This is a genomic window from Pelagibacterium sediminicola, from assembly GCF_003390885.1.
Taxonomy (GTDB): Bacteria; Pseudomonadota; Alphaproteobacteria; order Rhizobiales; family Devosiaceae; genus Pelagibacterium; species Pelagibacterium sediminicola.
This window is the reverse complement of record NZ_QMEL01000001.1, coordinates 569,738-590,731: the sequence shown is the minus strand read 5'-3', so window position 1 is coordinate 590,731 and position 20,994 is coordinate 569,738. Positions and strand designations below refer to the sequence as shown.

The following is a 20,994-nucleotide window of genomic DNA, read 5'->3' as shown; positions in this document are numbered from 1 at the left end:
ACCTTTTCCCAAGCCCCGCCTCGACCAGGGAGACTTCAGCGGTGACGTTTTTACCGGATGCCGTCAGGAATGCGGCTTTATCGCTCACCCTGGCCTTCGGCCTTGTCCTCGCGTCGCTTTCCGGCGCGTTTGCGATTCCCCAGTTGCTGATCGACATGCGGACCGGCGAGGTTCTTTACGAAGAGGACGCCGGCGTCCCCTGGCATCCGGCCTCGCTGACCAAGCTGATGACGGCGCTGCTGGCTTTCGAGGCCATCGAGCGCGGCGAGGTGCGGCTTTCGACCCCGGTTGTAACCACGGCCAATGCACTCAGCGTCGCGCCCTCCAAGATGGGTTTTCCGGTCGATACCGCGATCACGCTTGAAGACGCCCTTTATAGTCTGATCGTTAAATCCGCCAACGATATCGCGGTCGCCATCGGGGAAACCATCGCGGGCAGCGAGGTGGCGTTTGTCGATCTCATGAACCGGCGCGCCGCCGAGATGGGCCTCGCCGCCACCCATTTCGCCAACCCCCACGGCCTGCACGACCCGGCCCAGACCGCAAGCGCGCGCGATATCGCGATCATCGCACTCACCATCCGCGCCCGCTATCCGCAATACAATCCCATGTTCGAGACACGGACGGTCGAACACGGCCAGACCCGCTCGCACGCCAATAACGAGCTTTTGACCCGCTTTGCGGGCACCGACGGGATGAAGACCGGTTACATCTGCGCTTCCGGGCTCAATATCGTTGCCACCGCCACCCGCAACGGGCGCCACCTGATGGCGATAACGCTGGGCGCCAGTTCGTCGCGCGAGCGGGGCGAGTTGACGGCCCGCATGCTCTATTCCGGCTTTGCAGGCGGCTATCGCGGCACCGGGCAGAACGTGGTTTCGCTTCCCAACCAGCCAGGGATTGCGCCGGTCGACATGCGCGCGGTGATCTGCGGGGCGGGCTCCACCGAATACACCCAGGCCCGCATGGAAGCGTTCCCCGCCGGGCTCGACGGGCAGGTGAGCTATCTCACCGACACCATCGAACGGCCCGCTCACCGCGTGACCGTTCTGGGCAGGTTGCGCGACGTGCCCCTGCCCCGCCCCCGGCCCGGCGACTTCCTGTTCGAGCCCCGGATCGCCGGGACCGGTGCGCCGGGCCTTGTAACGCTCGACTACGGCGATGGCGCCCCGGCCGTGCCGGAGACCACACCGGTTCCCCTGCCGCGCCCGCGTCCTGATTTCTAAAGCGTTTTTCGGAGCTTGGCGGGATCATCGGCGTAGCAGAGGCTTTGCACTGGACCCCGGTATTTATTACCGGGGTCCAGTGCGATCCAAACCCAACAATCCGGGCATATCGTTTCCATCAAGAACTGAAACGATCTAGGAATCCTCGCCGCCCCCGCAGGTGATCTCGAACCGCATCGCCCCTTCGGTTTCATCCACCGCGACCTCGTGCCCGTTCTGGCGGCAATAGAGCGCGATATCGATCCGCGCCACGGGGTCGGTGGCGAGAACCACCAGCCGATCGCCCTTGGAAAGCCGGGCCACGGCCTTTTCGGTCCTGAGCACGGGAAGCGGGCATTTTTCGCCACGCGAGTCGATGGTGACGGGGGCTGGCTGGGGCAATAGGGGAAGTCCTTCAATATCCGTCCGTCAGTCGAGCGGAACGACAAAACCAATAAAATTCCACCGTTTGCAATAAGCAATGGTAATGTCTGTTGCCACGTTCCAAGCGGCGGTTTTCTGGAAAGAAGCTTTTCTTTACCACGTAATGCTACGGACGGCCTTTGTACATAAGAGGGGGATGTACAAGACATGGCCGCACTGGGGAATGCAGCGCCAATGGCCGGATCGGAACCGATCCTCGATGACAGGTTGCGCCATCTCGCCAACCTGCCCGGCCACTACTATCTCGAAAAATGGCGGACCGCCGATGACAGGCCGGTTTCGAGTTTTGCCTGCCGCATTCAGCGTATCTCCCCCCGGATGCTGTCCCTTTCCGCGCCGGTCGGAGGCACGGTCGGAGACTGGGTCACCACCCATTTCGATGAGTTCGGGGTCCTGCGCGGGCCAATCGCCCGCGCGCTCGGTTTCGGTTTTGTCATTTCGCTCAGGATGCCCGAAGCCGATCGGGCAAAGCTTGCCTCCAAGGTGCTGTGGTTCGAACGGCGGCGCAATTACGAGGTGGCCGAACTGCGTCGCCACCGGCGTATCGTGCCGCGCAATCCCCAGTCCCTGATCATCCTTGCCGACGGCGTGACGCTGCCCTGCTTTGTCATCGACATGTCGGTATCAGGCGCCGCCGTCTCGGCCGACATCGATCCGCCCATCGGCATGCCCTTGGCGCTTGGCAGCGTCGTGGGCCGCGTCATCCGCATCCTCGACCCCGGCTTTGCCATCGAGTTCATCGACCCTCTCGATATGGGCGACCTCGAACGCCGCCTGATCCGCCCCGCCATGCCTGTTTAGAGCTCTTACCGCGCCAGCACCATCACCCAATGGGCGCCATAGGCCGAATTGGGATTGTAGACCACCGCGAACCCGGCGCGGCGCGCGCCGGCCGAGGCGAGCACGTCCGCATCGGCGGGAGAATTGCGCCAGCCCGAGAACGTCTCGGCAAAATTGGTATAGCCCGCGCTCAGCCGCATGGCCGATACCCCCGAGGGCATCGAGGGCGGCGTGCCGCTGGCCGCGTACTGGCTGGCAAGCGCCTGGGCCTGGCTGTCGAGCGCGCCATCGGCGCTGAGCGCCGAAACCCCGCGGACCGCGCGATACTGGTTGACGATCCCCAGAGCCGCGGCGCGATCCATTTGCGCATTGGGCGTGTTGACGGCCTGGGTCAGCCCCGGCGCCAGCCCGCCCGAGGGGCCGCCCACGCATCCGGCAAGCGTTGCGGCAAGAAGGAGCCCAGCCGCGAGCGGAAGGCCGATGGAACGTCTTGCGGAGATGGCGTGCATGGAGGCAAAAATCCGTTTGCGGTTGGCTGTGGGGGTCTTCATGGCCCGACAGTTGTGCGAAATTGCGGCGGCTTTCCTAATGGGTGGTTAACCCCGCCCCTTCCGCCTTAACCATGAAACGCTTCCCCGGGGCAAAACGTTAACAAATCGTTGCCAACTGGCACGGCCGCTGCAACGATATTGGCAGCAAAGGGCACGATCCGTTTCAAATCGGGACAGATGCCCGGAAATGACACAGGGAAGCGTCAGATTGAGTGCGGAGCGTGACAGGGACCGGCCCATTTCGGCACAAAGACTGCCCATCGCCCTTGCGGTGCCGCGTCCGCGCGCCCTGCCCGGCGCCGCCCGCCCCGGCGCGGCCTTTCTGACCCAGCTGCTGACCGGACGGCCCAACCTTTCGTCCTCTTCGGGCAACGAGGCCGATTGCACCTATCGCCGCGTCGAATCCAGCGACGTCAAGCGCCTGCCCCCCGGCTACCGCAAAAATCTCAGCGCCTGAACGCCCGCCGGGCCCGGCGGCCTATTTTTTGCCCGGCAACGGCCCAACCATCTGTTCGGGCCTGACTTCGGCGTCGAATTCCTCGCCGGTCAAAAGCCTCAGCGCGATGGCTTCCTCACGCAGCGTCGTGCCGTTCCTGTGCGCGGTCTTGGCGATCTTGGCGGCGTTGTCATAGCCGATCTTGCGGTTGAGCGCGGTCACCAGCATCAGCGAGTTGTTGAGGTGCTCATTGATCTTCTTGCGATCCGGCTCGATCCCCACCGCGCAATTGTCGTTGAACGATTTGGCCGCATCGGCCAGGAGCCGCGCCGACTGAATGAAATTGTAGGCGATCACGGGCTTGAAGACGTTGAGCTCGAAATTGCCCTGGCTGGCCGCGAACCCGATGGCCGTATCGTTCCCCATCACCTGCGCCACCACCATGGTCATGGCTTCCGACTGGGTGGGGTTGACCTTGCCCGGCATGATCGAGGAGCCCGGCTCGTTCTCGGGGATGGTGATTTCCCCCAGCCCCGAACGCGGACCCGAAGCAAGCCAGCGCACGTCGTTGGCCACCTTCATCAACGCCGCCGCCAACTGCTTGAGCGCCCCCGAGGACCCGACGAACGCATCGTGCCCAGCAAGGACGGCAAACTTGTTGGGCGCCGTCACGAACTCATGCCCGGACAGTCTGGAAATTTCCTCGGCAACGCTCACCGCGTAATCGGGATGGGTGTTGAGGCCCGTTCCCACCGCCGTGCCGCCCAGCGCCAGTTCGCGAAGCTGGGGCAGCGTTGCCTCGATGGCCTTCAATCCCTGATCGATCTGGGCCACCCAGCCCGAGATCTCTTGCCCCAGGGTCAGGGGGGTCGCATCCTGAAGGTGCGTGCGCCCGATCTTGACCACCTCCATGAATTCCCCGGACTTGGCAGCCAGCGTATCGCGCAAGAGCTTTACCTTGGGAAACAGCACGTCCTCGAGGATCGTCACCGCCGCGATGTGCATGGCGGTCGGATAGGTGTCGTTGGACGACTGGCTCATATTGACGTGGTCGTTGGGATGGACGGGTGTCTTGCTCCCCATCTCGCCCCCCGCCATTTCGATAGCCCGGTTCGAGATCACCTCGTTGACGTTCATGTTGGACTGCGTGCCCGAGCCGGTCTGCCAGACGACCAGCGGGAAATGATCGTCGAGCTTGCCCGCGATCACCTCGTCGGCCGCCGCGATGATGAGGTCGCGGGTGGCTTCCTCCATCAGTCCGAGTTTCGTGTTGGTGATGGCCGCCGCCTTCTTCAACGTCCCGAAGGCGTGCACGATCTCGATGGGCATCCTTTCGCCACCGATATCGAAATTCTGGAGCGATCGCGCCGTCTGCGCACCGTAATACTTGTCGTTCGGAACCTCGATCGGGCCCATCGTATCGGTTTCGGTGCGCGTCGTCATCGCTATCTCCGGAATGTGTTGCAGGCAAGCAAACGGCCAGCCCCGTTTCAAGGACTGGCCGTAATCTTGATGGGCTTTTCCGTCAATCGCGCTTTTGGTCTAAAGCGGCGACTGCGTTATGAAATCAGTTGCCCTTGGGCGCGAGGATCTGGCGGCCGCGATACATGCCGGACTTGAGATCGACGTGATGCGGGCGGCGCAGCTCGCCGCTGTCCTTGTCCTCGACGTAAGCCGCTGCCTTGAGTGCGTCGGCCGAGCGGCGGAAACCGCGCTTCATGGGCGTCGTCTTCCTCTTGGGTACTGCCATTGTCCTTACTCCATCCTGTCTTGCTGCAACCGTCGGCCAAAAGGCTTCAACCGCGCCGGTCGCGCCAATATCTTTTTCCGTGTGTCGGATCGTGGCGCTCTATACAGGAGCCGAAGGGGTTTGGCTAGTATCTGTGTCGATGAAAAACATAATGCTCAAAGCTGGGCGGGCCTGTCAAAGACGCACGCGGCATGGCCAGAAAACTGTTGCGCCCGCGCCGCGATGATCGCCGCGGTGCGCCGCAGCCCCGCCGTGGGCTTTGCCGGATTGCGTACATGGGGGTTGGGAAGCGTCACGGCGAGCAGGCTCGCCCGCTCCCAGGAAAAATTCTCCGCCGTCGCCCCGAACGCCCGCTGCGCGCCCGCCTCGATCCCGAACGTTCCCTCCGGTCCCCATTCGGCGATATTGAGATAGATCTCGAAAATCCGCTGCTTGGACAACACCAGATCGATATAGATGGCCAGCGGCACCTCGACCGCCTTGCGGACAACCGAGCGGTCATTCCACAAAAAGAGGTTCTTGGCGACCTGCATGGTGATGGTCGAGGCCCCTCGCGCACCCTCCCCGGCCCGCCAGTTGGCGATCTCGTTCCTCAGCGCCCCCCAGTCCACCCCGTCATGGCGGCAGAACTGCCCGTCCTCGGACAGGATGACCGCCGTCTTGAGCCGGTCCGAAATGGTGTCGAGGTCACGCCATTGGCGCTCCACCGGCTGGAAGGTGAGGTAGCGCGAGACCATCAGGGTGGAGAAGGGATTGAGAACGCCATAGACCGGCACCAGCACGAGCGGCAGCGCAACAAGGATTGCCGCCAGCACAAGGACGAACCGCATGGCCCGCCACGCAATGCCGCGCTTGCGCTTGTCCTTTTGTGCCAAACTCTTTGTTTCCCGGGCCTTTGTTTGCATGCTTGTAGAATGAAGCGCGACCCGTTAGCAAATCCCCCATGACGACCCCCGACCTCAATAGCCGCATCGCCGCCTGTTCCGCCGACATCGACGGCTTCCTCGACCATCATCTGGGCGCCGCCAACCGCCCGCCCCGGCTTCTCGCCGCCATGCGCCACGGCGCGCTGGGGGGCGGCAAGCGCCTGCGCCCCTTGCTCCTGCGCGAAAGCGCCGCCCTTTTCGGCATCACGCCCCAACAGAGCCTTGCCGCGGGCGCAGCCATCGAGATGGTCCATTGTTATTCGCTGGTCCATGACGACCTGCCCGACATGGACAACGACCAATTGCGCCGGGGCAAGCCAACGGTCTGGAAGGCCTTCGATCCCGCGCTCGCCATCCTTGCCGGCGATGCGCTTTTGACCGAAGCCTTTGCGCTTTTATCGAGCCCAAAAACCCATCCCGACCCTGCCATCCGCGCCGAACTGATCGCGGCCCTTTCGCTGGGCGCGGGCCAGATGGTCGAGGGACAGGTGCTCGATATCGAGGGCGAAACCGTCCCGCTCGATGAAGACGGCGTCTTCAGGATGCAGGCGCTGAAGACCGGCGCGCTGATCCGCACCGCATCGGAGATGGGCGCGATCCTGGGCAACGCCGGCCTCGACGCCCGCGCCGAACTCGTCCGCTTCGGCATCTCCGCCGGCCTCGTCTTTCAGATCGCCGACGACATCCTGGACGTCACCGCCACCTCCGACGCGCTCGGCAAGACGGCCGGCAAGGATATCGAACAGAACAAATCCACCATCGTTGCCCTGCGCGGGCTGGATGGCGCCCGGAAAATCCTTGACCACTCCGTTTCAGGCGGGCTGGACGCACTCAAGGGTTTTGGTACGCAGGCCGATCCCCTGCGCGAGCTGATCCGCCACTTCGCCGCGCGAGAGAACTGACGGAGCGTTACCTTGAAATCACGCAACTCCTGGGCTACATTGTAGCTACAAAAGGAGTTTTCCCATGGCCGCCAATGCCGTTGTCCGTGCCCGGATCGATGAAGACGTGAAAGATGAAGCCACCGCCGTTCTCGCGGAAATGGGGCTCACGGTTTCCGACATTCTGCGCATGACCCTCATTCGCGTCGCTCGCGACAAGGCCGTTCCCTTTGAACTGAAGGTCCCCAACGCCGAGACCCGCGCGGCGATGGAAGAGGCTGATCAGATCATAAAAGAGCGCCGCTTGCGCTTTAAGTCCGCAGAAGAAATATTCGATGCGCTCGAAAAAGAAACCGACGAGTAAGCGCACCAATCCCCCAAGAACGACCGGCTACGCCAAAGCCTTCCGCAAGGATTGGGATAGGCTGTCGCGAACCGGACGCTTTGACATGGGCAAACTCAAGCACGTGATGATGCTCCTGATCGGGAACGACGCGCCGCTCGGACCCGAATGGCTGGATCATCCGCTGAAAGGAAACTGGGTGGGGCACCGGGAATGCCACATTGGCGGCGATTTCCTGCTCGTTTATCGTGTTGAGGATGACGATATCGTCTTCACCCGCATCGGCACCCATTCCGAACTTTTCGAGTAAACCTACTCCGCCGCGTTTGCCCTGCCTGTGCCGAACCGGTTCTCGATATAGTCCGCGACCATCTTCTTGAACTGGTCGGCGACGTCCGCCCCCTTGAGCGTTGCCACCTTCCGGCCCTCGATGAAGACCGGCGCGGACGGGGTTTCGCCGGTTCCGGGGAGCGAGATGCCGATGTCGGCGTGCTTGGATTCCCCCGGCCCGTTGACGATGCAGCCCATCACCGCAACGCTCAGGGCCTCGACACCGGGATATTTTTCGCGCCATTCGGGCATCGAGCCTGAAAGGTGGTCCTGGATATCCTTGGCGAGTGTCTGGAATGTCGTCGAGGTCGTCCGCCCGCAGCCCGGACACGCGGCAACCACCGGCACGAACTGCCGAAACCCCATGGTCTGGAGCAGTTCCTGGGCGACCTTGACCTCGAGCGTCCGGTCCCCGCCCGGCTCGGGGGTCAGCGAAATGCGGATCGTATCGCCGATCCCCTGTTGCAAGAGGATGCCCATCGCCGCCGAAGAGGCAACGATCCCCTTGGAGCCCATCCCCGCCTCGGTCAGCCCCAGATGCAGCGCGTAATCGCAGCGCTGGGCAAGGTCCTGATAAACGGCGATCAGTTGCTGGACGTCGGACACCTTGGTGGAAAGGATGATCTTGTCGCGCCCCATCCCCAGGTCCTCGGCGCGTTCGGCTGAAAGAATGGCGGACCGGATAATCGCCTCGCGCTGCACATGCGCCGCGCTCCAGGGTTCGGCGCGTGCCGCATTCTCGTCCATCAGGGCGGTCAGCAATTCCTGATCGAGCGAACCCCAGTTGACCCCGATGCGCACCGGCTTGTCGTGGGTGTTGGCGATCTCGATCATCTGAGAGAACTGCTTGTCGCGCTTGTCGCGGAAGCCCACATTGCCCGGGTTGATCCGGTATTTGGCCAGCGCCTCTGCACAGGCGGGATGGTCCGAAAGCAGCTTGTGGCCGATGTAATGAAAATCACCCACCAGCGGCACGTCGACCCCAAAAACCATCAGCCGGTCGCGGATATGGGGCACGGCGGCGGCGGCCTCGTCGCGGTCGACCGTGATGCGCACGATCTCGGAGCCGGCCCGCGCCAGCGCCATCACCTGGCGCACGGTTGCATCGATATCGGCGGTATCGGTGTTGGTCATCGACTGGACGACGATGGGGCGTTCGCCACCCACCATCACCCCGCCCACATCGACCCCGACCGCCTTCCTGCGTGTCAGTGGACCCGCCATCTGGTGTTCCGAAGGTTTCTTAAAGACTGTGCCACACATACGCTCTCGACCATCAAGGTGCAATGTCACAAGCATGTGACGCGCCGCCACCTCTTGAAACGGGGATGGCCGATGACGATTTACGGCCCATGATCCAGAAACTATTCTCGTTGGCCCTGCCCCGCTTCCTGCGTTTCCGCAAGGAGGTCGTCCTGCTCTGGCGTGCGCTGTGGGCGCCCACGACCCCGCTCTATCTCAAGGCGGCAACGCTCTTTGCGGTGCTTTATCTCGTCACGCCCACCGATCTTCTGCCCGATGTCATCCCCGTCATCGGCTGGATCGACGACATCATCCTCGTGCCGCTGATGGTAAGCTGGATCGTCTCGCGCCTGCCGGTTCCCGCCCCCGCCACCGCGCGTCGGGAGGGCCCCGTCATCGACGGCACGGCCCGGGAGCGTTTCCAGGACCCGTCCTGAACCGGTTCTGCCCAAAAATCGACGTTATCGGAACAAAATGCACGCTCCATGACTTTACCGCTCACACGAATTGACGTGCGAGGAGTATTGAAATGGGCCTTTCCACCATCCTGCTGATTATTCTGGTCTTGCTGCTGATCGGCGCGCTGCCGTCCTGGGGCTATTCGCGATCATGGGGCTATGGCCCGACCGGAATCCTCGGCGTCATCCTGGTCGTCGTCGTGATCCTGATGCTGATGGGACGAATCTGACCTGCATCCATTTTAAAGGCGGAGCCGCCCCCCGGGCGGCCCCGTCTTTTTTCATTCCAGCCGGATCAGAAGATCCTTGGCATCGATCTGGTCGCCGGGTCTGACCAGAACCTCGGCAACCACGCCGCCCGTTTCGGCGTGGATGGCGGTTTCCATCTTCATGGCTTCGATCGAGACCAGCACGTCCCCCGCCTCGACGCGCTGGCCCACCGCAACCGCCAGTGTTGAAACCACCCCCGGCATCGGCGCGCCGACCTGTTTGGGATCGTCCTGCACCGCCTTGGGCCGCACGGCGATATCCCCCGATTTCAGCCGATCCGGCACGACGATGGTGCGCGGCTGGCCGTTGAGGTCGAAAAACACCTTCACCCGCCCCTTCTCATCGGTTTCCGAGCGCCCCAGATACTGCACCACCATGGTCTTGCCCTTTTCGAGATCGACCATGATCTCGTCGGTGGGAGCGAGCCCGTAAAAATAGACCGGCGTGGGCAGCACTTCGGTCGGCCCGTAGGTGTCTTGCGCCTTGGCGAACTCGGTAAAGACCTTGGGATACATGAGGTAGGACGCCAGCCGGAAGTCATCGAGTTCGCCCCCGGCGGCCTCCTCGGCCTTTTCTCTTTCCGCAGCCAGATCGGCGGGCTTGAGATAGGCTCCGGGCCGCTTGGTCATGGCAATCTTGCCCTTGAGAACCTTTTTCTGCAGCTTCTCGGGAAAGCCTCCCGGCGGCTGGCCGAGATCGCCGGCAAAGAACCCCACCACCGAATCGGGAAAGGCGATTTCCTTGTCGGGGTTTTCGACATCGGCCCGGGTGAGGCTGGACGAGACCATGGCCAGCGCCATGTCGCCCACCACTTTCGATGACGGGGTGACCTTGACGATGTCCCCGAACATCTTGTTCACGTCCGCATAGGTCTGCGCCACCTCGTGCCAGCGGGTTTCGAGCCCCATCGAACGGGCCTGCTCCTTCAAATTGGTGAACTGGCCGCCCGGCATCTCATGGAGATAGACTTCCGAGGCCCCACCCTTGAGATCGGATTCGAAGGCCCGGTACTGCATCCGTACCGCTTCCCAGTAAAACGAGATTTCGCGGATGGCTTTGGCATCGAGCCCGGCGTCGCGCTCGGTGCCGGCCAGGGCCGCAACGAGCGAGCCCAGTGTCGGCTGGCTGGTCGTGCCCGAAAAGGCGTCCATCGCCGCATCGACCGCGTCGACCCCCGCCTCGCACGCCGCCAATACCGTGGCCGCCGCCGCCCCGGAGGTGTCGTGGGTATGGAAATGGATCGGCAGGCCGATTTCCTGCTTGAGCGTTGCAAAGAGTTTTCGGGCGGCAGCGGGCTTCATCAGCCCGGCCATGTCCTTGACGCCCAGCACGTGCGCACCCGCCGCCTCAAGCTCTTTGGCCAGCGAGACGTAATATTTGAGGTCATATTTGGCCCGGTCGGGATCGAGCATGTCGCCGGTGTAGCAGAGCGTTCCCTCGCAGACCTTGCCCGCTGCGTTGACCGCGTCCATCGCCACGCGCATGTTCTCGACCCAGTTGAGGCTGTCGAACACGCGGAAGATATCGACCCCGCCCTCGGCGGCCTTTTCAACGAAGAACTGCACGACATTGTCGGGATAGGAAGTGTAGCCCACTCCGTTGGCGCCGCGCAAAAGCATTTGCATGAGGATATTGGGCGCGCCCTCGCGCACCTTTTGAAGCCGTTCCCACGGGTCTTCGTTCAAGAACCGCATGGCGACGTCGAACGTCGCCCCGCCCCAGCATTCGAGCGAGAAAAGATTCGGCAGGCCCCGGCTGTAGGCGCCCGCGATCCGCGCGATATCATAAGTGCGCATCCGGGTCGCCAGCAGGGACTGGTGCCCGTCGCGCATGGTGGTGTCGGTAAAGAGCACCCGCTTCTGGCGCGTCATCCAGTCCGCAAGCCCCGTGGGGCCGTCGCGCTCGAGGATCTGGCGCGAGCCCTCGATCACCGGCAGCGGGGGATAGTCGGGAATGACCGGCACCGTGGCGTGGGCCGGCGGGCGCGGCCTGTCGCGCACCTCCGGGTGCCCGTTGACCGTCACGTCCGCCATATAGGTCAAAAGCTTGGTCGCCCGGTCCTTGCGCTTTTCCATATGGAACAGCTCGGGCGTCTCGTCGATGAAGCGCGTGGCATAGGTGTTGTCGCGGAATTTGGGGTGGGTGATGATGTTTTCGAGGAACGCCAGATTGGTCGAGACGCCCCGGATGCGGAATTCGCGCAAGGCCCGGTGCATGCGCGCGATGGTTTCCTCGGCCGTCGGCGCCCAGGTGGTGACCTTTTCGAGCAGCGGATCGTAATAGCGGGTGATGATGGCGCCCGCATAGGCCGTGCCGCCATCGAGCCGCACGCCGAACCCCGTCGCTCCGCGATAGGCGGTGATGCGGCCATAATCGGGGATGAAGTTTTCCTCCGGGTCCTCGGTCGTCACCCGGCATTGCAGCGCGTGACCGTTGAGCCTGATCTTGTCCTGCGGCGGCACACCGGACTCGGGCGTGCCGATCGCCGCCCCGTCCATCACCCGGATTTGCGCCTTGACGATATCGATCCCGGTCACCTCCTCGGTCACCGTGTGTTCGACCTGGATGCGCGGGTTGACCTCGATGAAGTAGAATTGGTCGCTGTCGGCATCCATCAGGAACTCGACCGTCCCCGCGCAGCGATAATTCGCCGCCCGCCCGAGCTTCAGCGCCGCCTCGGTCAGCGCCTCGCGCGTTTCCGGCGAGAGATAGGGTGCAGGCGCGCGCTCGACCACCTTCTGGTTGCGCCGCTGCACCGAGCAGTCGCGCTCGTAAAGGTGGACCAGATTGCCGTGATCGTCCCCGAGCAGTTGCACCTCGACGTGCCGGGCCCGCTCGACGAGCTTTTCGAGATACATCTCGTCCTTGCCGAACGCGGCCTTGGCCTCGCGCTTGCCTTCGGAGACCTCGTGGCGCAATTCCTTGGCGGACGTGATGCGGCGCATGCCGCGTCCGCCCCCGCCCCAGCTTGCCTTGAGCATCAGCGGATAGCCGATCGCTTCGGCCATTTTCGCCACTTCATCGAGATCGTCGGGCAGGGGTTCGGTCGCCGGCACCACCGGCACCCCGGCCCTCAGCGCCATATTGCGCGCCGCGACCTTGTTGCCCAGATCGCGCATGGTCTTGGCGTCGGGTCCGATAAAGACAATGCCCGCATCGGCGCACGCATCGGCAAATTCGGGGCTTTCCGCCAGCAATCCATAGCCGGGATGGATCGCATCGGCCCCCGAAATCCGCGCCACGCGGATATATTCATCGATCTGGAGATAGGCTTCGACCGGCCCCAGCCCCTGGCCGATCAGATACGCCTCGTCAGCCTTGAACCTGTGCAGCGCCAGCTTGTCTTCTTCGGCGAACACAGCAACCGTCCTGAGCCCCAATTCGTTGGCCGCCCGGAACACGCGGATGGCGATTTCGCTACGGTTGGCGACAAGGATTTTCTTGATCGTCATTCAGGCTGGTCCCCTTTTTTTCCTGATGTTCCAGAGCCGGACTGGCCGGCAAGGGCGCGGCCCGCATCCCTCGGCGACTGGAAACTGACTATGAGCGCCGCAGGGGCGGCACGAGCGGCGGCCAGGAAAGCCCGGTACGCGTTCCCGACAGGCGCAAGCCTATGATAGCGGCTTGTCGAGATGCCCGGCCAGATGGCTTATGTCATACCCGGCATGCGCCGCCGCGGAGACGATCTCCCCACTGTCGCGTTCTCCCGCCTGGCTCAGCGCCCACAGTGTCGTCGAGCGCGTGCCCGAGCGGCAAAAGCAAAAGATCGGCCCGTCATGGCTTGCAAAGACGTCGCGGGTCGCTGCGACCATCTCGGGGGTCACACCTTCCCGGCCCATGGGAATCTCGACATAGTCGATCCCCGCCTCCCGCGCGGCAGCGGCAAGCTCGCCCCCTGCGGGCTGGTCGGGAGCCTCGCCGTCGGGACGATTGTTGACGATGGCGACGAACCCGGCCGCCTTGATGGCGGCGACGTCCTCTGGCTGGATCTGTCCCGCAACGCTCACTCGATCGTTGATCTTTTTGATGTCCAAGATCGCTACTCCCGCTTGCCAGTCTGACGCCGAATGGCCCTTTCGGGGGCCGCCGGCGCGCTATCAACGACACTCGATACCACTTTTGAGGTGCGATAACACGACAAAACAGCGCCCAGCCCTTTATGGGGCATCTCCCCTCCGGGGACGCGCCTCGCTCCCCTCATCCACCCCCGTCCAGTCCTGCCAGATTTCGGGTCGGGTGACGATGAAATGGGTGGCCGCCTCGTCGGCGCTGGCTTCGTTCTCGGCCTGCCAGTTCAGCAGCCGGTTCATCTCGGCCAGCGGCATCTGCGCCCGGCCCAGATAGGCGGCGATCCGGGGAGCATCGGTAAACACCCATTCGGCTGCCGCGATCACCACCGTATCGGGGGCATAGCTCGAAGGCCCGAACGGCACACAATCGGCAAGCGCCATGCACTGGGCGTTGCCCAGATCGAACGGGCCCATGTCGAGCGGCACGAGATCGAGCCGGTCGATGAGCCCGTTGGGCTGCCAGTAATAGGCGAGCGCCGGTTCGCGCCGGGTCACCCTGTCGCTCAATGTCCTGTCGAGCGTGAACCTGTCGAACGGCTCGGTTGCGGCGAACCGCTCCCCCAGCCCATAGGCATCGATCATCTTGGGCGTCGTCAGGGCGCAGGCCCATTCGGAGGGGCAGGACAGCAGTTCGCCCTTTTCCGCCCCGCTGGCGGCAAAGACCCGCCAATAATCGCCCAGCCCGCTGGCCGTGGTCAGCCCCGGATGGTTTTCGCGCACATAGCGGGGCACGAACCAGGCTTCCAGCGGCCCGCCGGTAAAGGTATCGCCCGCCGCGCGCACGCTTTGCGCCCCCAGCGCCCCGTTCCACAGATCGGCGTGGCGCGAGGCCCAGATCTCGGGCGCGAGCGCGGGCTGGCGGGTCGTGGTCATCGAGGAGATAGTGGCTTCCGGATCGCCCGCCACCAGCCGGACGGGGCACTGGAACTGCGCGGCAATGACCTTGGCGTGGATGTGGGCAAGAATCGCCGCCGACGGCCAGCCCATCTCGGCGATGGTGAAGGCTCCCGACGCACACGGATCGGCAGGCGCGGCCTCGCGCGGCGCGCTCATGGCGCCCAGGACGCGGGTCTCAAGGGTCTGCACCTGCGCCGATCCGGCCACCGGGGCGAGCGCGGCTGCAAGGATCGCAACGATCTGCAAGAATTTGCGGCCCATCACCTTCCCGGCGGTCCTTTACCTGTTTCCGAACGGCTGAAATTGACAAAAGCGGCGCCGTTAAGCAACTGACACAACGGACGAAATAGAGCACAAATTCTGGTGACTCCATGGCCATGAATGTGCAATCCTTCGCGCCGGAGGGAGTCAACGAGTGGCCCCCGGCCCTGCCGCAGCGCACAGTCAGAACGACGGGTCGCGGCGTAAACGTGGACTGCGGTAACGAACATTGAGGGAATATTCATGCATAAGTTCAAGAAAGCTCTGACCCTTGCGGTCGCCACCGGCGTGCTGGGTGCTGCCGTTCCCGCCCTTGGGCAGGACGTAAAGCTGGGCATCCTGATGGACATGACGGGTCCGATCGAATCCATGGCTCCCGGCATCGTTGCCGGCGGCGAACTGGCGATCGCTCACGTCAACGAACAGGGCGGCATTCTCGATGGCCAGACCCTGACGCACGTTCTGGCCGACACGGCCTGCGATGCGACCACCGCCGGCACGGCGGCCGACCGTCTGGTCAACAGCGAAAACGTGGTTGCCATCGTCGGTTCGGGCTGCACGGGCGCCACCATCGGCGCGGCCAACACCGCCGCCATTCCGGGCAATGTCGTCATGATCTCGCCGGCCTCCACCGCCGGTGCGCTGACCACGCTCGACGACAACGACCTCATCTTCCGCACTACGCCCTCGGACTCCTTCCAGGGTGTCAAGCTGGCCGACCTGCTGCTCTCCAAGGGCATCAACGAGGTCGCCGTGACCTACGTCAACAACGACTATGGCGCGGGCCTGGCCAACGACTTCACCGCCCAGTACGAAGCCAATGGCGGCTCGGTGCTGGCCAGCCTCGCCCATGAAGAAGGCAAGGCCGACTATCGCGCCGAGCTTGGCAACCTCGCCTCCTCGGGCGCGATGGATCTGGTGATCCTCGCCTATGCCTCGGGCTCGGGGCAGACCATCCTGCGCCAGGCCACCGAAAGCGGCGAGTTTACCCGCTTCATCGGTGCCGACGGCATGGTGGGCGACGGCATCTTCAACGGCATCGATCCTTCCTCGGTCGAGGGCATGATCATCACCCGCGCGGGCACGTATGAAGGTGAGGGCGCCTCGATCTATACCCAGCTTGCCACCGATGCCGGGCTGGTTCCGGACGCCGTTTATTCGACCCAGACCTATGACGCCGCTTTCATGCTGGCGCTGGCCATCGAGAAGAACGGCTCGGCCGACCGTGAGGGCGTTTCCGCCGCACTGCGCGAAATCGCCAGCGGCCCGGGCGAAGTGATCCTGCCGGGCGAATGGGAAAAGGCCAAGCAACTCATCGCCGATGGCGCCGACATCAACTACGAAGGCGCTTCGGGCACCCATGAATTCGACGAGGCGGGCGACGTCGCCGGCGTGATCGTCGAATACACCATCGAGAACGGCGAATTCGTCGCCGTCGGCCCGGTCGAATAAGACCTGGAACGTCCAGGATGACAAAGGCCCGGATCGAACGATCCGGGCCTTTTTCTTGTCCCCACCCTGTTCCCTTCCGCTTATCCTGCCAAGTTGGCCCAGTGCCACCCGCACCCTCGCATGTCACCCCGGGATTTATTCCCGGGGGCCAGAAGATGCCTACCCAAGACGCCGGACCATGTGGATGGTTCCGCGCTGGATTCCGGCAAGAAATGCCGGAATGACATCGAAGGAGACGGCAATCAGCGCATTGAAGCCCGAAAAATAACTGAACGGATTGAACGGATTTCGTTCAATCCGTTCAGTTATAGCCTCAATCGTGACGGCGCACGAATTCGGGCAGCAGGCCCTTTGGGGCGAACCGCAGCGCGATGGTGATGACCAGCCCGAGCACGAACACCCGCATCTGGATCGCGCGCGCCGATATGTCGGGGATCTCGCCCCATCCCATGCCCTGGGAAAAATCCGAGAGATTCAAGAACAGCGCCTGCGCCATAGGCTCGGACAGCACCCACACGATATAGATGAACAGCCCGCCGATCAGCGCGCCGAAATTATTCCCCGACCCGCCCACGATCAGCATCACCCAGATAATGAAGGTGTGGTTGATCGGCTGGTAGCTCGAGGGGTCGTAGATACCCACGAAGGATGTGAGGATGGCCCCGCCGATACCCATCAGGGCCGAACCGAAGACGAACAGCTCGAGCTGGCGTTTCGTCACGTCCTTGCCCATCGAACCGGCCGCGATATGATTGTCGCGGATGGCGCGCATCATGCGCCCCCACGGCCCGTTATAGGCACGGTGGATGAGGAACAGCGCAATCGCCACCACCGCCACCACCAGAACCAGAAATCCCGAGCGGGCGAGAACGAAACTCATGCTCGGGTCGTGTCCCATGGCCTGGAAAGCCTGCGGGTTGGGGACCGGCCAGGGGATCGGCGAGACCGTCAGCGTTCCGCGCGTCAGCCAGTCGACGTTCTTGATCACCGCGCGCAGGATTTCGGCGATGCCGATGGTGGCGATGGCCAGATAATCGGTCCTGAGCCCGAGACTGATCTTGCCCACGAAAAACCCGATCGCGGCGGCCAGAACGCCACCGAATGCCCAGCCGAGCAGCACGGGCAGGCCCAGCCCGCCGATCCAGCCCGCCTCGCTGGTGATATAGGAGGCCGCCGGGTCCATCTGCGAGCGGAAGATGACATAGGCGACGAACCACGCCAGAACGATCACCGCCCCGCGCCATTTGCCGATGATCCCGATGCGCTGGACGTTATGGGCCAGAACGATCAGCACCGCGCCGATCGCGGCGGCGAAAAGCGTCATGCCCAGCATGGCCGGGCCGTCCGAGGCCCAGAAGGCTTCATTGACCGGAAAGGCGATGAACACCATCGCGAACCCGCCCACCATCAGCATCCCCAATATACCGAAGTTGAACAGGCCCCCGAAACCCCACTGGATGTTGAGCCCCATGGCGATCAGCGCAAAGGCGAAGGCCTCGACCATCAGCCGCACGGTGAACGGGGCGCCCATGAAAAGGCCCACCACGACGATGAGGACGAACAGCCCCGAAAAGAGGCCGACATAGCGCATGGTCATGTCGAAGCTCCCTTGAAGATTCCCGTGGGCCGCACAAGGAGCACGACGACGAGGATGATGAAGGCGACGGTGAGCTTGTATTCGGACTGCACCAGCGCCAGCGAACTGGGAATCTCGAACCACTCGGGCAGCGCGTCACGGAAGGGCCGGAGCAGCACCGCCCAGTTGAAGACCGCCATGGTTTCGGCGAACCCGAGCAGGAATCCCCCGGCGATCGCGCCATAGGCATGCCCCAACCCGCCCACGATCGCGGCGGCAAAGATCGGCAGGACGATGTTGAACGCAAGGTCGGGCTTGAGCGACACATCGAGCGCCAGCATGGTGCCCGCAAGGCACGCCAGCGCCCCCGCGATCACCCAGGTGACGCGCACGACGAGCTTTGTGTTGATGCCCGAAACCCGCGCCAGATCGGCATTGTCGGCCATCGCCCGCATGCCCTTGCCCAGCCGCGAGCGGGTGAGGAACAGATGGAGCGCGATCACCGCGACGGCGGTGAGGATCACCAACAGCAATTGCGGTTCGGTAAACGAGATGGGGCGCGTCACGCCCTCGAAGGGCAGGTCGATGCGGTAAAGCTTTTTGGACCCGCCTTCAAAGAACGAATAGCTCGACGAGCCGAAAAACAGCCGGATCACGCCCTGGATCATCATGGTAACGCCGATCGAGGCGATCAGCAGGGTCACCGGCCGCGCGCCGCGCGCCCGCAACGGGGCATAGAACCCCTTGTCGATCCCCAACGCCAGCACCGCCGCGATCACCATGGCGAAGGGCAGCACCACGAACCCGGTGGGCAGGGGAAAGGCGATGCCCGTTGCCGCAACGATCCCAGCGAGCAGGAACGCAACGAACCCGCCCATCGTCATCATGTCGCCATGAGCGAAATGGGCGAACCGCAGAATGCCGAAAATGAGCGTGATGCCCACCGCGCCCAGCGCATAGATCGAGCCGAGCACCGCCCCGCCGATCACCACCTGATTGAAAAAGAAAATGAAATCGTTCATCTGGTGGTCAACCCCCGAGGAAACTCTTGGCCACTTCCGGATCGTCGAGCAGTTCGCGGCCCGTGCCCGTATAGCGGTTCTGCCCCGAGGCGAGGACGAACCCCTTGGTGGCGAACGCCAGCGCCTGGCGCGCGTTCTGCTCCACCATCAGGATTCCCACCCCGGCGGCGTTGATTTTGACCACCTGCTCGAAGATCTCCATCATGTAGCGCGGGGAAAGCCCCGCCGAGGGCTCATCGAGCATCAGGAGGCGCGGCTGGCTCATCAGCGCCCGCCCCATCGCCACCATCTGGCGCTGCCCGCCCGACAATTCGCCCGCGTTCTGGTTGCGCTTGGCCTTCAAATCGGGGAACATCTCATAGACCATCTCGAGAGAGGCCGAGAGATCGTCGCGGCGCACGAACGCGCCCATCTCGAAATTCTCGTGCACGGTCATCGAGGTGAAGACGTTGTGCTCCTGGGGCACAAACGACAGCCCCAGCGGCACCAGCCGGTCGGGCTCGGAATTTGTTATGTCGCGCCCCTCGAACTCGACCTCGCCTTCAGTCACCGTCAAGAGCCCGAAGATCGCCTTGAGCGTGGTCGATTTCCCCGCCCCGTTCGGCCCCACGATCACCCCGATATCGGAGGCCTCGATGGCGATATTGACCCCGTTGAGGATCGGCGCGCCGCCATATCCTGCAACGACGTTCTTGAGTTCGACCACATTCATTTGACGACCTCCACGGCCGCACCGAAATAGGCCTCGACAATCTGCGGGTTGGAGCGCAACTCCTCCATCGTGCCCTTGGCGATGACCTCGCCCTGCGCCATCACATAGACCGGGTCGCACAGCCGCGCGATCAGATCCATGTCGTGCTCGATGACAAAGAAGGTGTAGCCCAGTTCGCGGTTCATGCGCTCGATATTGGCGGCAAGGTCGTTGAGCAGCGTCTTGTTGACCCCTGCCGCGACCTCGTCGAGCAGCACGGCCTTGGCGTCCACCATCATGGTGCGGCCAAGCTCCAGGAGCTTTTTCTGCCCGCCCGAAAGATTGCCGGCCAGCTCGTTCCTGACATGGCCGAGCTTTAGAAAGTCGATGACGTCGAGCGCCTTCTGGCGCACCTCCGCCTCGTGACGGGCAACGAGGCCGGGCTTGAACCACAGATTGGAAAGATGCTCGCCGGGCTGGTCGCCGGGCACCATCATCAGGTTTTCGAGCGCCGTCATGTGGGAAAATTCATGAGCGATCTGGAAGGTACGCAGCATGCCGCGCTTGAACAATTCGTGAGGGCGCAGCCCGGTGACGTCCTGCCCGTCAAAGACGATCTCGCCGCTGGTGGGCGGGAAATTGCCCGCCACCATGTTGAAAAGCGTCGATTTTCCGGCCCCGTTGGGCCCGATCAGCCCCGTGATCGAGCCGCGTTCGACCGCGAGCGAACATTTGTTGACCGCCAGGAGCCCGCCGAAACGCTTCGAGACGTTGCGAACCTCGATTACTGCATCAGATACCAATATCGACCAGCCCCTACCCTGTTTTATCTGCTCGCCGGACTATACTGCCCGTTTTTTGCGGCATGTGCACATAACCGGACCGTGCGGTCAACCACCGGAATGCTTGGAGTGCTTCACAAATCCGGAGAGCTCAAAGCGCGGCGAGCACGGCGCTTGCCGTCGAGCGGTTGCAGGCGAGCGGAATGTCATAGACCATCGCCAGCCGGATCAGCGATTTGATGTCCACATCGTGCGGCATGGCCGAAAGCGGATCGATGAAGAAAATGAGCGCATCGAGCCGTCCCTCCGCGATCATCGCCCCAAGCTGGGCATCTCCGCCCAGCGGGCCGCTCTTGAGCAATGTGATCTCAAGCCCCGTGCCCTCGGTGACGCGGGCCCCCGTCGTCCCCGTGCCGTAAAGCTCGAACCCGGCCAGCCGCTCGCGATTGGCGCGCGCAAAGGCGACCATATCGTCCTTCTTGTCGTCATGGGCCACAAGCCCGATCCGCTGCGCCATGAAACTCCCCCTTCCCTCGGCGGCATCGCCCTCTTTTTTGTTAAGATCACAAGGGCACGGCGTTGCCAAGCTCAACCGGGGGGATCGACGCAAAATCCTCGCACTGCCGA

23 protein-coding genes are annotated in these 20,994 nt (G+C 63.3%); 9 read left to right on the top strand and 14 right to left on the bottom strand.

Going from position 1 to position 20,994, the window contains the following annotated elements; translation table 11 throughout:
- Positions 1-41 precede the first annotated feature (41 nt).
- A complete protein-coding gene (locus tag DQG18_RS02835; RefSeq protein WP_116652686.1) occupies positions 42-1,226 on the top strand; it encodes a D-alanyl-D-alanine carboxypeptidase family protein in 1,185 nt (394 codons plus the stop codon).
- A 135-nt stretch (positions 1,227-1,361) separates the two neighbouring features.
- Here the strand turns inward: DQG18_RS02835 and DQG18_RS02830 are convergent, their stop codons facing one another.
- A complete protein-coding gene (locus DQG18_RS02830; RefSeq protein WP_116652685.1) occupies positions 1,362-1,607 on the bottom strand; it encodes a sulfurtransferase TusA family protein in 246 nt (81 codons plus the stop codon).
- Between the two features lie 189 nt (positions 1,608-1,796).
- On the opposite strand from DQG18_RS02830, the gene DQG18_RS02825 reads away from it, so the two are divergent.
- Entirely contained in the window at positions 1,797-2,450 is a 654-nt protein-coding gene (locus tag DQG18_RS02825; RefSeq protein WP_116652684.1) for a PilZ domain-containing protein, read from the top strand.
- Between the two features lie 5 nt (positions 2,451-2,455).
- Here the strand turns inward: DQG18_RS02825 and DQG18_RS02820 are convergent, their stop codons facing one another.
- Positions 2,456-2,938, bottom strand: coding sequence for a CAP domain-containing protein (locus tag DQG18_RS02820; RefSeq protein ID WP_157969971.1), 483 nt, complete (start codon positions 2,936-2,938; stop codon positions 2,456-2,458).
- A gap of 229 nt (positions 2,939-3,167) precedes the next feature.
- Here DQG18_RS02820 and DQG18_RS02815 point away from each other — a divergent pair, with 229 nt between their 5' ends.
- The gene (locus tag DQG18_RS02815; protein WP_116652682.1) at positions 3,168-3,437 is read left to right on the top strand and encodes a hypothetical protein; all 270 of its coding nucleotides are present in this window, start codon (positions 3,168-3,170) and stop codon (positions 3,435-3,437) included.
- A gap of 21 nt (positions 3,438-3,458) precedes the next feature.
- Here the strand turns inward: DQG18_RS02815 and fumC are convergent, their stop codons facing one another.
- From fumC to mtgA, 3 genes are all read right to left on the bottom strand, one after another.
- Complete coding sequence (gene fumC, locus DQG18_RS02810) at positions 3,459-4,859, bottom strand: class II fumarate hydratase (protein ID WP_116652681.1); 1,401 nt, start codon at positions 4,857-4,859, stop codon at positions 3,459-3,461.
- A 124-nt stretch (positions 4,860-4,983) separates the two neighbouring features.
- Complete coding sequence (rpmF, locus tag DQG18_RS02805) at positions 4,984-5,166, bottom strand: 50S ribosomal protein L32 (RefSeq protein WP_116652680.1); 183 nt, start codon at positions 5,164-5,166, stop codon at positions 4,984-4,986.
- A 155-nt stretch (positions 5,167-5,321) separates the two neighbouring features.
- Positions 5,322-5,996, bottom strand: a complete 675-nt coding sequence (gene mtgA, locus DQG18_RS02800) for a monofunctional biosynthetic peptidoglycan transglycosylase (RefSeq protein WP_211199058.1) — start codon at positions 5,994-5,996, stop codon at positions 5,322-5,324.
- A 113-nt stretch (positions 5,997-6,109) separates the two neighbouring features.
- On the opposite strand from mtgA, the gene DQG18_RS02795 reads away from it, so the two are divergent.
- From DQG18_RS02795 to DQG18_RS02785, 3 genes are all read left to right on the top strand, one after another.
- On the top strand, positions 6,110-6,994 hold the full coding sequence (locus DQG18_RS02795) for a polyprenyl synthetase family protein (RefSeq protein ID WP_116652678.1): 885 nt from the start codon (positions 6,110-6,112) through the stop codon (positions 6,992-6,994).
- 64 nt (positions 6,995-7,058) lie between these two features.
- Positions 7,059-7,337, top strand: coding sequence for a type II toxin-antitoxin system RelB/DinJ family antitoxin (locus DQG18_RS02790; RefSeq protein ID WP_116652677.1), 279 nt, complete (start codon positions 7,059-7,061; stop codon positions 7,335-7,337).
- Positions 7,309-7,626, top strand: a complete 318-nt coding sequence (locus DQG18_RS02785) for a type II toxin-antitoxin system YafQ family toxin (protein ID WP_116652676.1) — start codon at positions 7,309-7,311, stop codon at positions 7,624-7,626. Before DQG18_RS02790 ends, DQG18_RS02785 begins: the two co-directional genes overlap by 29 nt.
- A 2-nt stretch (positions 7,627-7,628) precedes the next feature.
- Here the strand turns inward: DQG18_RS02785 and ispG are convergent, their stop codons facing one another.
- Complete coding sequence (gene ispG, locus DQG18_RS02780) at positions 7,629-8,870, bottom strand: flavodoxin-dependent (E)-4-hydroxy-3-methylbut-2-enyl-diphosphate synthase (protein WP_116652675.1); 1,242 nt, start codon at positions 8,868-8,870, stop codon at positions 7,629-7,631.
- A 128-nt stretch (positions 8,871-8,998) separates the two neighbouring features.
- Between ispG and DQG18_RS02775 the strand changes: the two genes are divergently transcribed.
- On the top strand, positions 8,999-9,325 hold the full coding sequence (locus DQG18_RS02775; RefSeq protein ID WP_116652808.1) for a YkvA family protein: 327 nt from the start codon (positions 8,999-9,001) through the stop codon (positions 9,323-9,325).
- Between the two features lie 92 nt (positions 9,326-9,417).
- Positions 9,418-9,576 (top strand): DUF3309 family protein, encoded by a 159-nt coding sequence (locus DQG18_RS02770; RefSeq protein ID WP_116652674.1) that lies wholly within the window; start codon positions 9,418-9,420, stop codon positions 9,574-9,576.
- Between the two features lie 51 nt (positions 9,577-9,627).
- Here the strand turns inward: DQG18_RS02770 and pyc are convergent, their stop codons facing one another.
- The 3 genes from pyc to DQG18_RS02755 form a co-directional block, all read right to left on the bottom strand.
- Positions 9,628-13,068 (bottom strand): pyruvate carboxylase, encoded by a 3,441-nt coding sequence (pyc, locus tag DQG18_RS02765; protein WP_116652673.1) that lies wholly within the window; start codon positions 13,066-13,068, stop codon positions 9,628-9,630.
- 159 nt (positions 13,069-13,227) lie between these two features.
- Positions 13,228-13,650 carry a protein tyrosine phosphatase family protein gene (locus DQG18_RS02760; protein WP_198669632.1) on the bottom strand — a complete coding sequence of 141 codons (423 nt, stop codon included), beginning with the start codon at positions 13,648-13,650 and terminating at the stop codon, positions 13,228-13,230.
- 123 nt (positions 13,651-13,773) lie between these two features.
- Entirely contained in the window at positions 13,774-14,844 is a 1,071-nt protein-coding gene (locus DQG18_RS02755; RefSeq protein ID WP_116652671.1) for a glycine betaine ABC transporter substrate-binding protein, read from the bottom strand.
- A gap of 243 nt (positions 14,845-15,087) precedes the next feature.
- On the opposite strand from DQG18_RS02755, the gene DQG18_RS02750 reads away from it, so the two are divergent.
- On the top strand, positions 15,088-16,296 hold the full coding sequence (locus DQG18_RS02750) for an ABC transporter substrate-binding protein (RefSeq protein ID WP_116652670.1): 1,209 nt from the start codon (positions 15,088-15,090) through the stop codon (positions 16,294-16,296).
- 313 nt (positions 16,297-16,609) lie between these two features.
- Here the strand turns inward: DQG18_RS02750 and DQG18_RS02745 are convergent, their stop codons facing one another.
- The 5 genes from DQG18_RS02745 to DQG18_RS02725 form a co-directional block, all read right to left on the bottom strand.
- Positions 16,610-17,893, bottom strand: a complete 1,284-nt coding sequence (locus DQG18_RS02745; RefSeq protein ID WP_116652669.1) for a branched-chain amino acid ABC transporter permease — start codon at positions 17,891-17,893, stop codon at positions 16,610-16,612.
- The gene (locus DQG18_RS02740) at positions 17,890-18,894 is read right to left on the bottom strand and encodes a branched-chain amino acid ABC transporter permease (protein WP_116652668.1); all 1,005 of its coding nucleotides are present in this window, start codon (positions 18,892-18,894) and stop codon (positions 17,890-17,892) included. The genes DQG18_RS02745 and DQG18_RS02740 overlap by 4 nt, the downstream gene beginning before the upstream one ends.
- Positions 18,895-18,901: 7 nt before the next feature.
- The gene (locus tag DQG18_RS02735) at positions 18,902-19,606 is read right to left on the bottom strand and encodes an ABC transporter ATP-binding protein (RefSeq protein ID WP_116652667.1); all 705 of its coding nucleotides are present in this window, start codon (positions 19,604-19,606) and stop codon (positions 18,902-18,904) included.
- The gene (locus tag DQG18_RS02730) at positions 19,603-20,388 is read right to left on the bottom strand and encodes an ABC transporter ATP-binding protein (protein ID WP_116652666.1); all 786 of its coding nucleotides are present in this window, start codon (positions 20,386-20,388) and stop codon (positions 19,603-19,605) included. The genes DQG18_RS02735 and DQG18_RS02730 overlap by 4 nt, the downstream gene beginning before the upstream one ends.
- 130 nt (positions 20,389-20,518) lie before the next feature.
- Positions 20,519-20,884: a methylglyoxal synthase gene (locus DQG18_RS02725; protein ID WP_116652665.1), complete on the bottom strand. Its 366-nt coding sequence runs from the start codon at positions 20,882-20,884 to the stop codon at positions 20,519-20,521.
- Between the last annotated feature and the right edge of the window lie 110 nt (positions 20,885-20,994).

Coding starts and splice junctions, on each gene's coding strand:
- DQG18_RS02755 (WP_116652671.1), bottom strand. CDS start 14,844: ATGGGCCGCAAATTCTTGCAGATCGTTGCGATCCTTGCAGCCGCGCTC.
- DQG18_RS02790 (WP_116652677.1), top strand. CDS start 7,059: ATGGCCGCCAATGCCGTTGTCCGTGCCCGGATCGATGAAGACGTGAAA.
- DQG18_RS02740 (WP_116652668.1), bottom strand. CDS start 18,894: ATGAACGATTTCATTTTCTTTTTCAATCAGGTGGTGATCGGCGGGGCG.
- DQG18_RS02795 (WP_116652678.1), top strand. CDS start 6,110: ATGACGACCCCCGACCTCAATAGCCGCATCGCCGCCTGTTCCGCCGAC.
- DQG18_RS02820 (WP_157969971.1), bottom strand. CDS start 2,938: ATGCACGCCATCTCCGCAAGACGTTCCATCGGCCTTCCGCTCGCGGCT.
- ispG (WP_116652675.1), bottom strand. CDS start 8,870: ATGGCGGGTCCACTGACACGCAGGAAGGCGGTCGGGGTCGATGTGGGC.
- DQG18_RS02825 (WP_116652684.1), top strand. CDS start 1,797: ATGGCCGCACTGGGGAATGCAGCGCCAATGGCCGGATCGGAACCGATC.
- DQG18_RS02785 (WP_116652676.1), top strand. CDS start 7,309: ATGCGCTCGAAAAAGAAACCGACGAGTAAGCGCACCAATCCCCCAAGA.
- DQG18_RS02815 (WP_116652682.1), top strand. CDS start 3,168: ATGACACAGGGAAGCGTCAGATTGAGTGCGGAGCGTGACAGGGACCGG.
- pyc (WP_116652673.1), bottom strand. CDS start 13,068: ATGACGATCAAGAAAATCCTTGTCGCCAACCGTAGCGAAATCGCCATC.
- fumC (WP_116652681.1), bottom strand. CDS start 4,859: ATGACGACGCGCACCGAAACCGATACGATGGGCCCGATCGAGGTTCCG.
- rpmF (WP_116652680.1), bottom strand. CDS start 5,166: ATGGCAGTACCCAAGAGGAAGACGACGCCCATGAAGCGCGGTTTCCGC.
- DQG18_RS02775 (WP_116652808.1), top strand. CDS start 8,999: ATGATCCAGAAACTATTCTCGTTGGCCCTGCCCCGCTTCCTGCGTTTC.
- mtgA (WP_211199058.1), bottom strand. CDS start 5,996: ATGCGGTTCGTCCTTGTGCTGGCGGCAATCCTTGTTGCGCTGCCGCTC.
- DQG18_RS02745 (WP_116652669.1), bottom strand. CDS start 17,893: ATGACCATGCGCTATGTCGGCCTCTTTTCGGGGCTGTTCGTCCTCATC.
- DQG18_RS02735 (WP_116652667.1), bottom strand. CDS start 19,606: ATGAATGTGGTCGAACTCAAGAACGTCGTTGCAGGATATGGCGGCGCG.
- DQG18_RS02750 (WP_116652670.1), top strand. CDS start 15,088: ATGCATAAGTTCAAGAAAGCTCTGACCCTTGCGGTCGCCACCGGCGTG.
- DQG18_RS02725 (WP_116652665.1), bottom strand. CDS start 20,884: ATGGCGCAGCGGATCGGGCTTGTGGCCCATGACGACAAGAAGGACGAT.
- DQG18_RS02770 (WP_116652674.1), top strand. CDS start 9,418: ATGGGCCTTTCCACCATCCTGCTGATTATTCTGGTCTTGCTGCTGATC.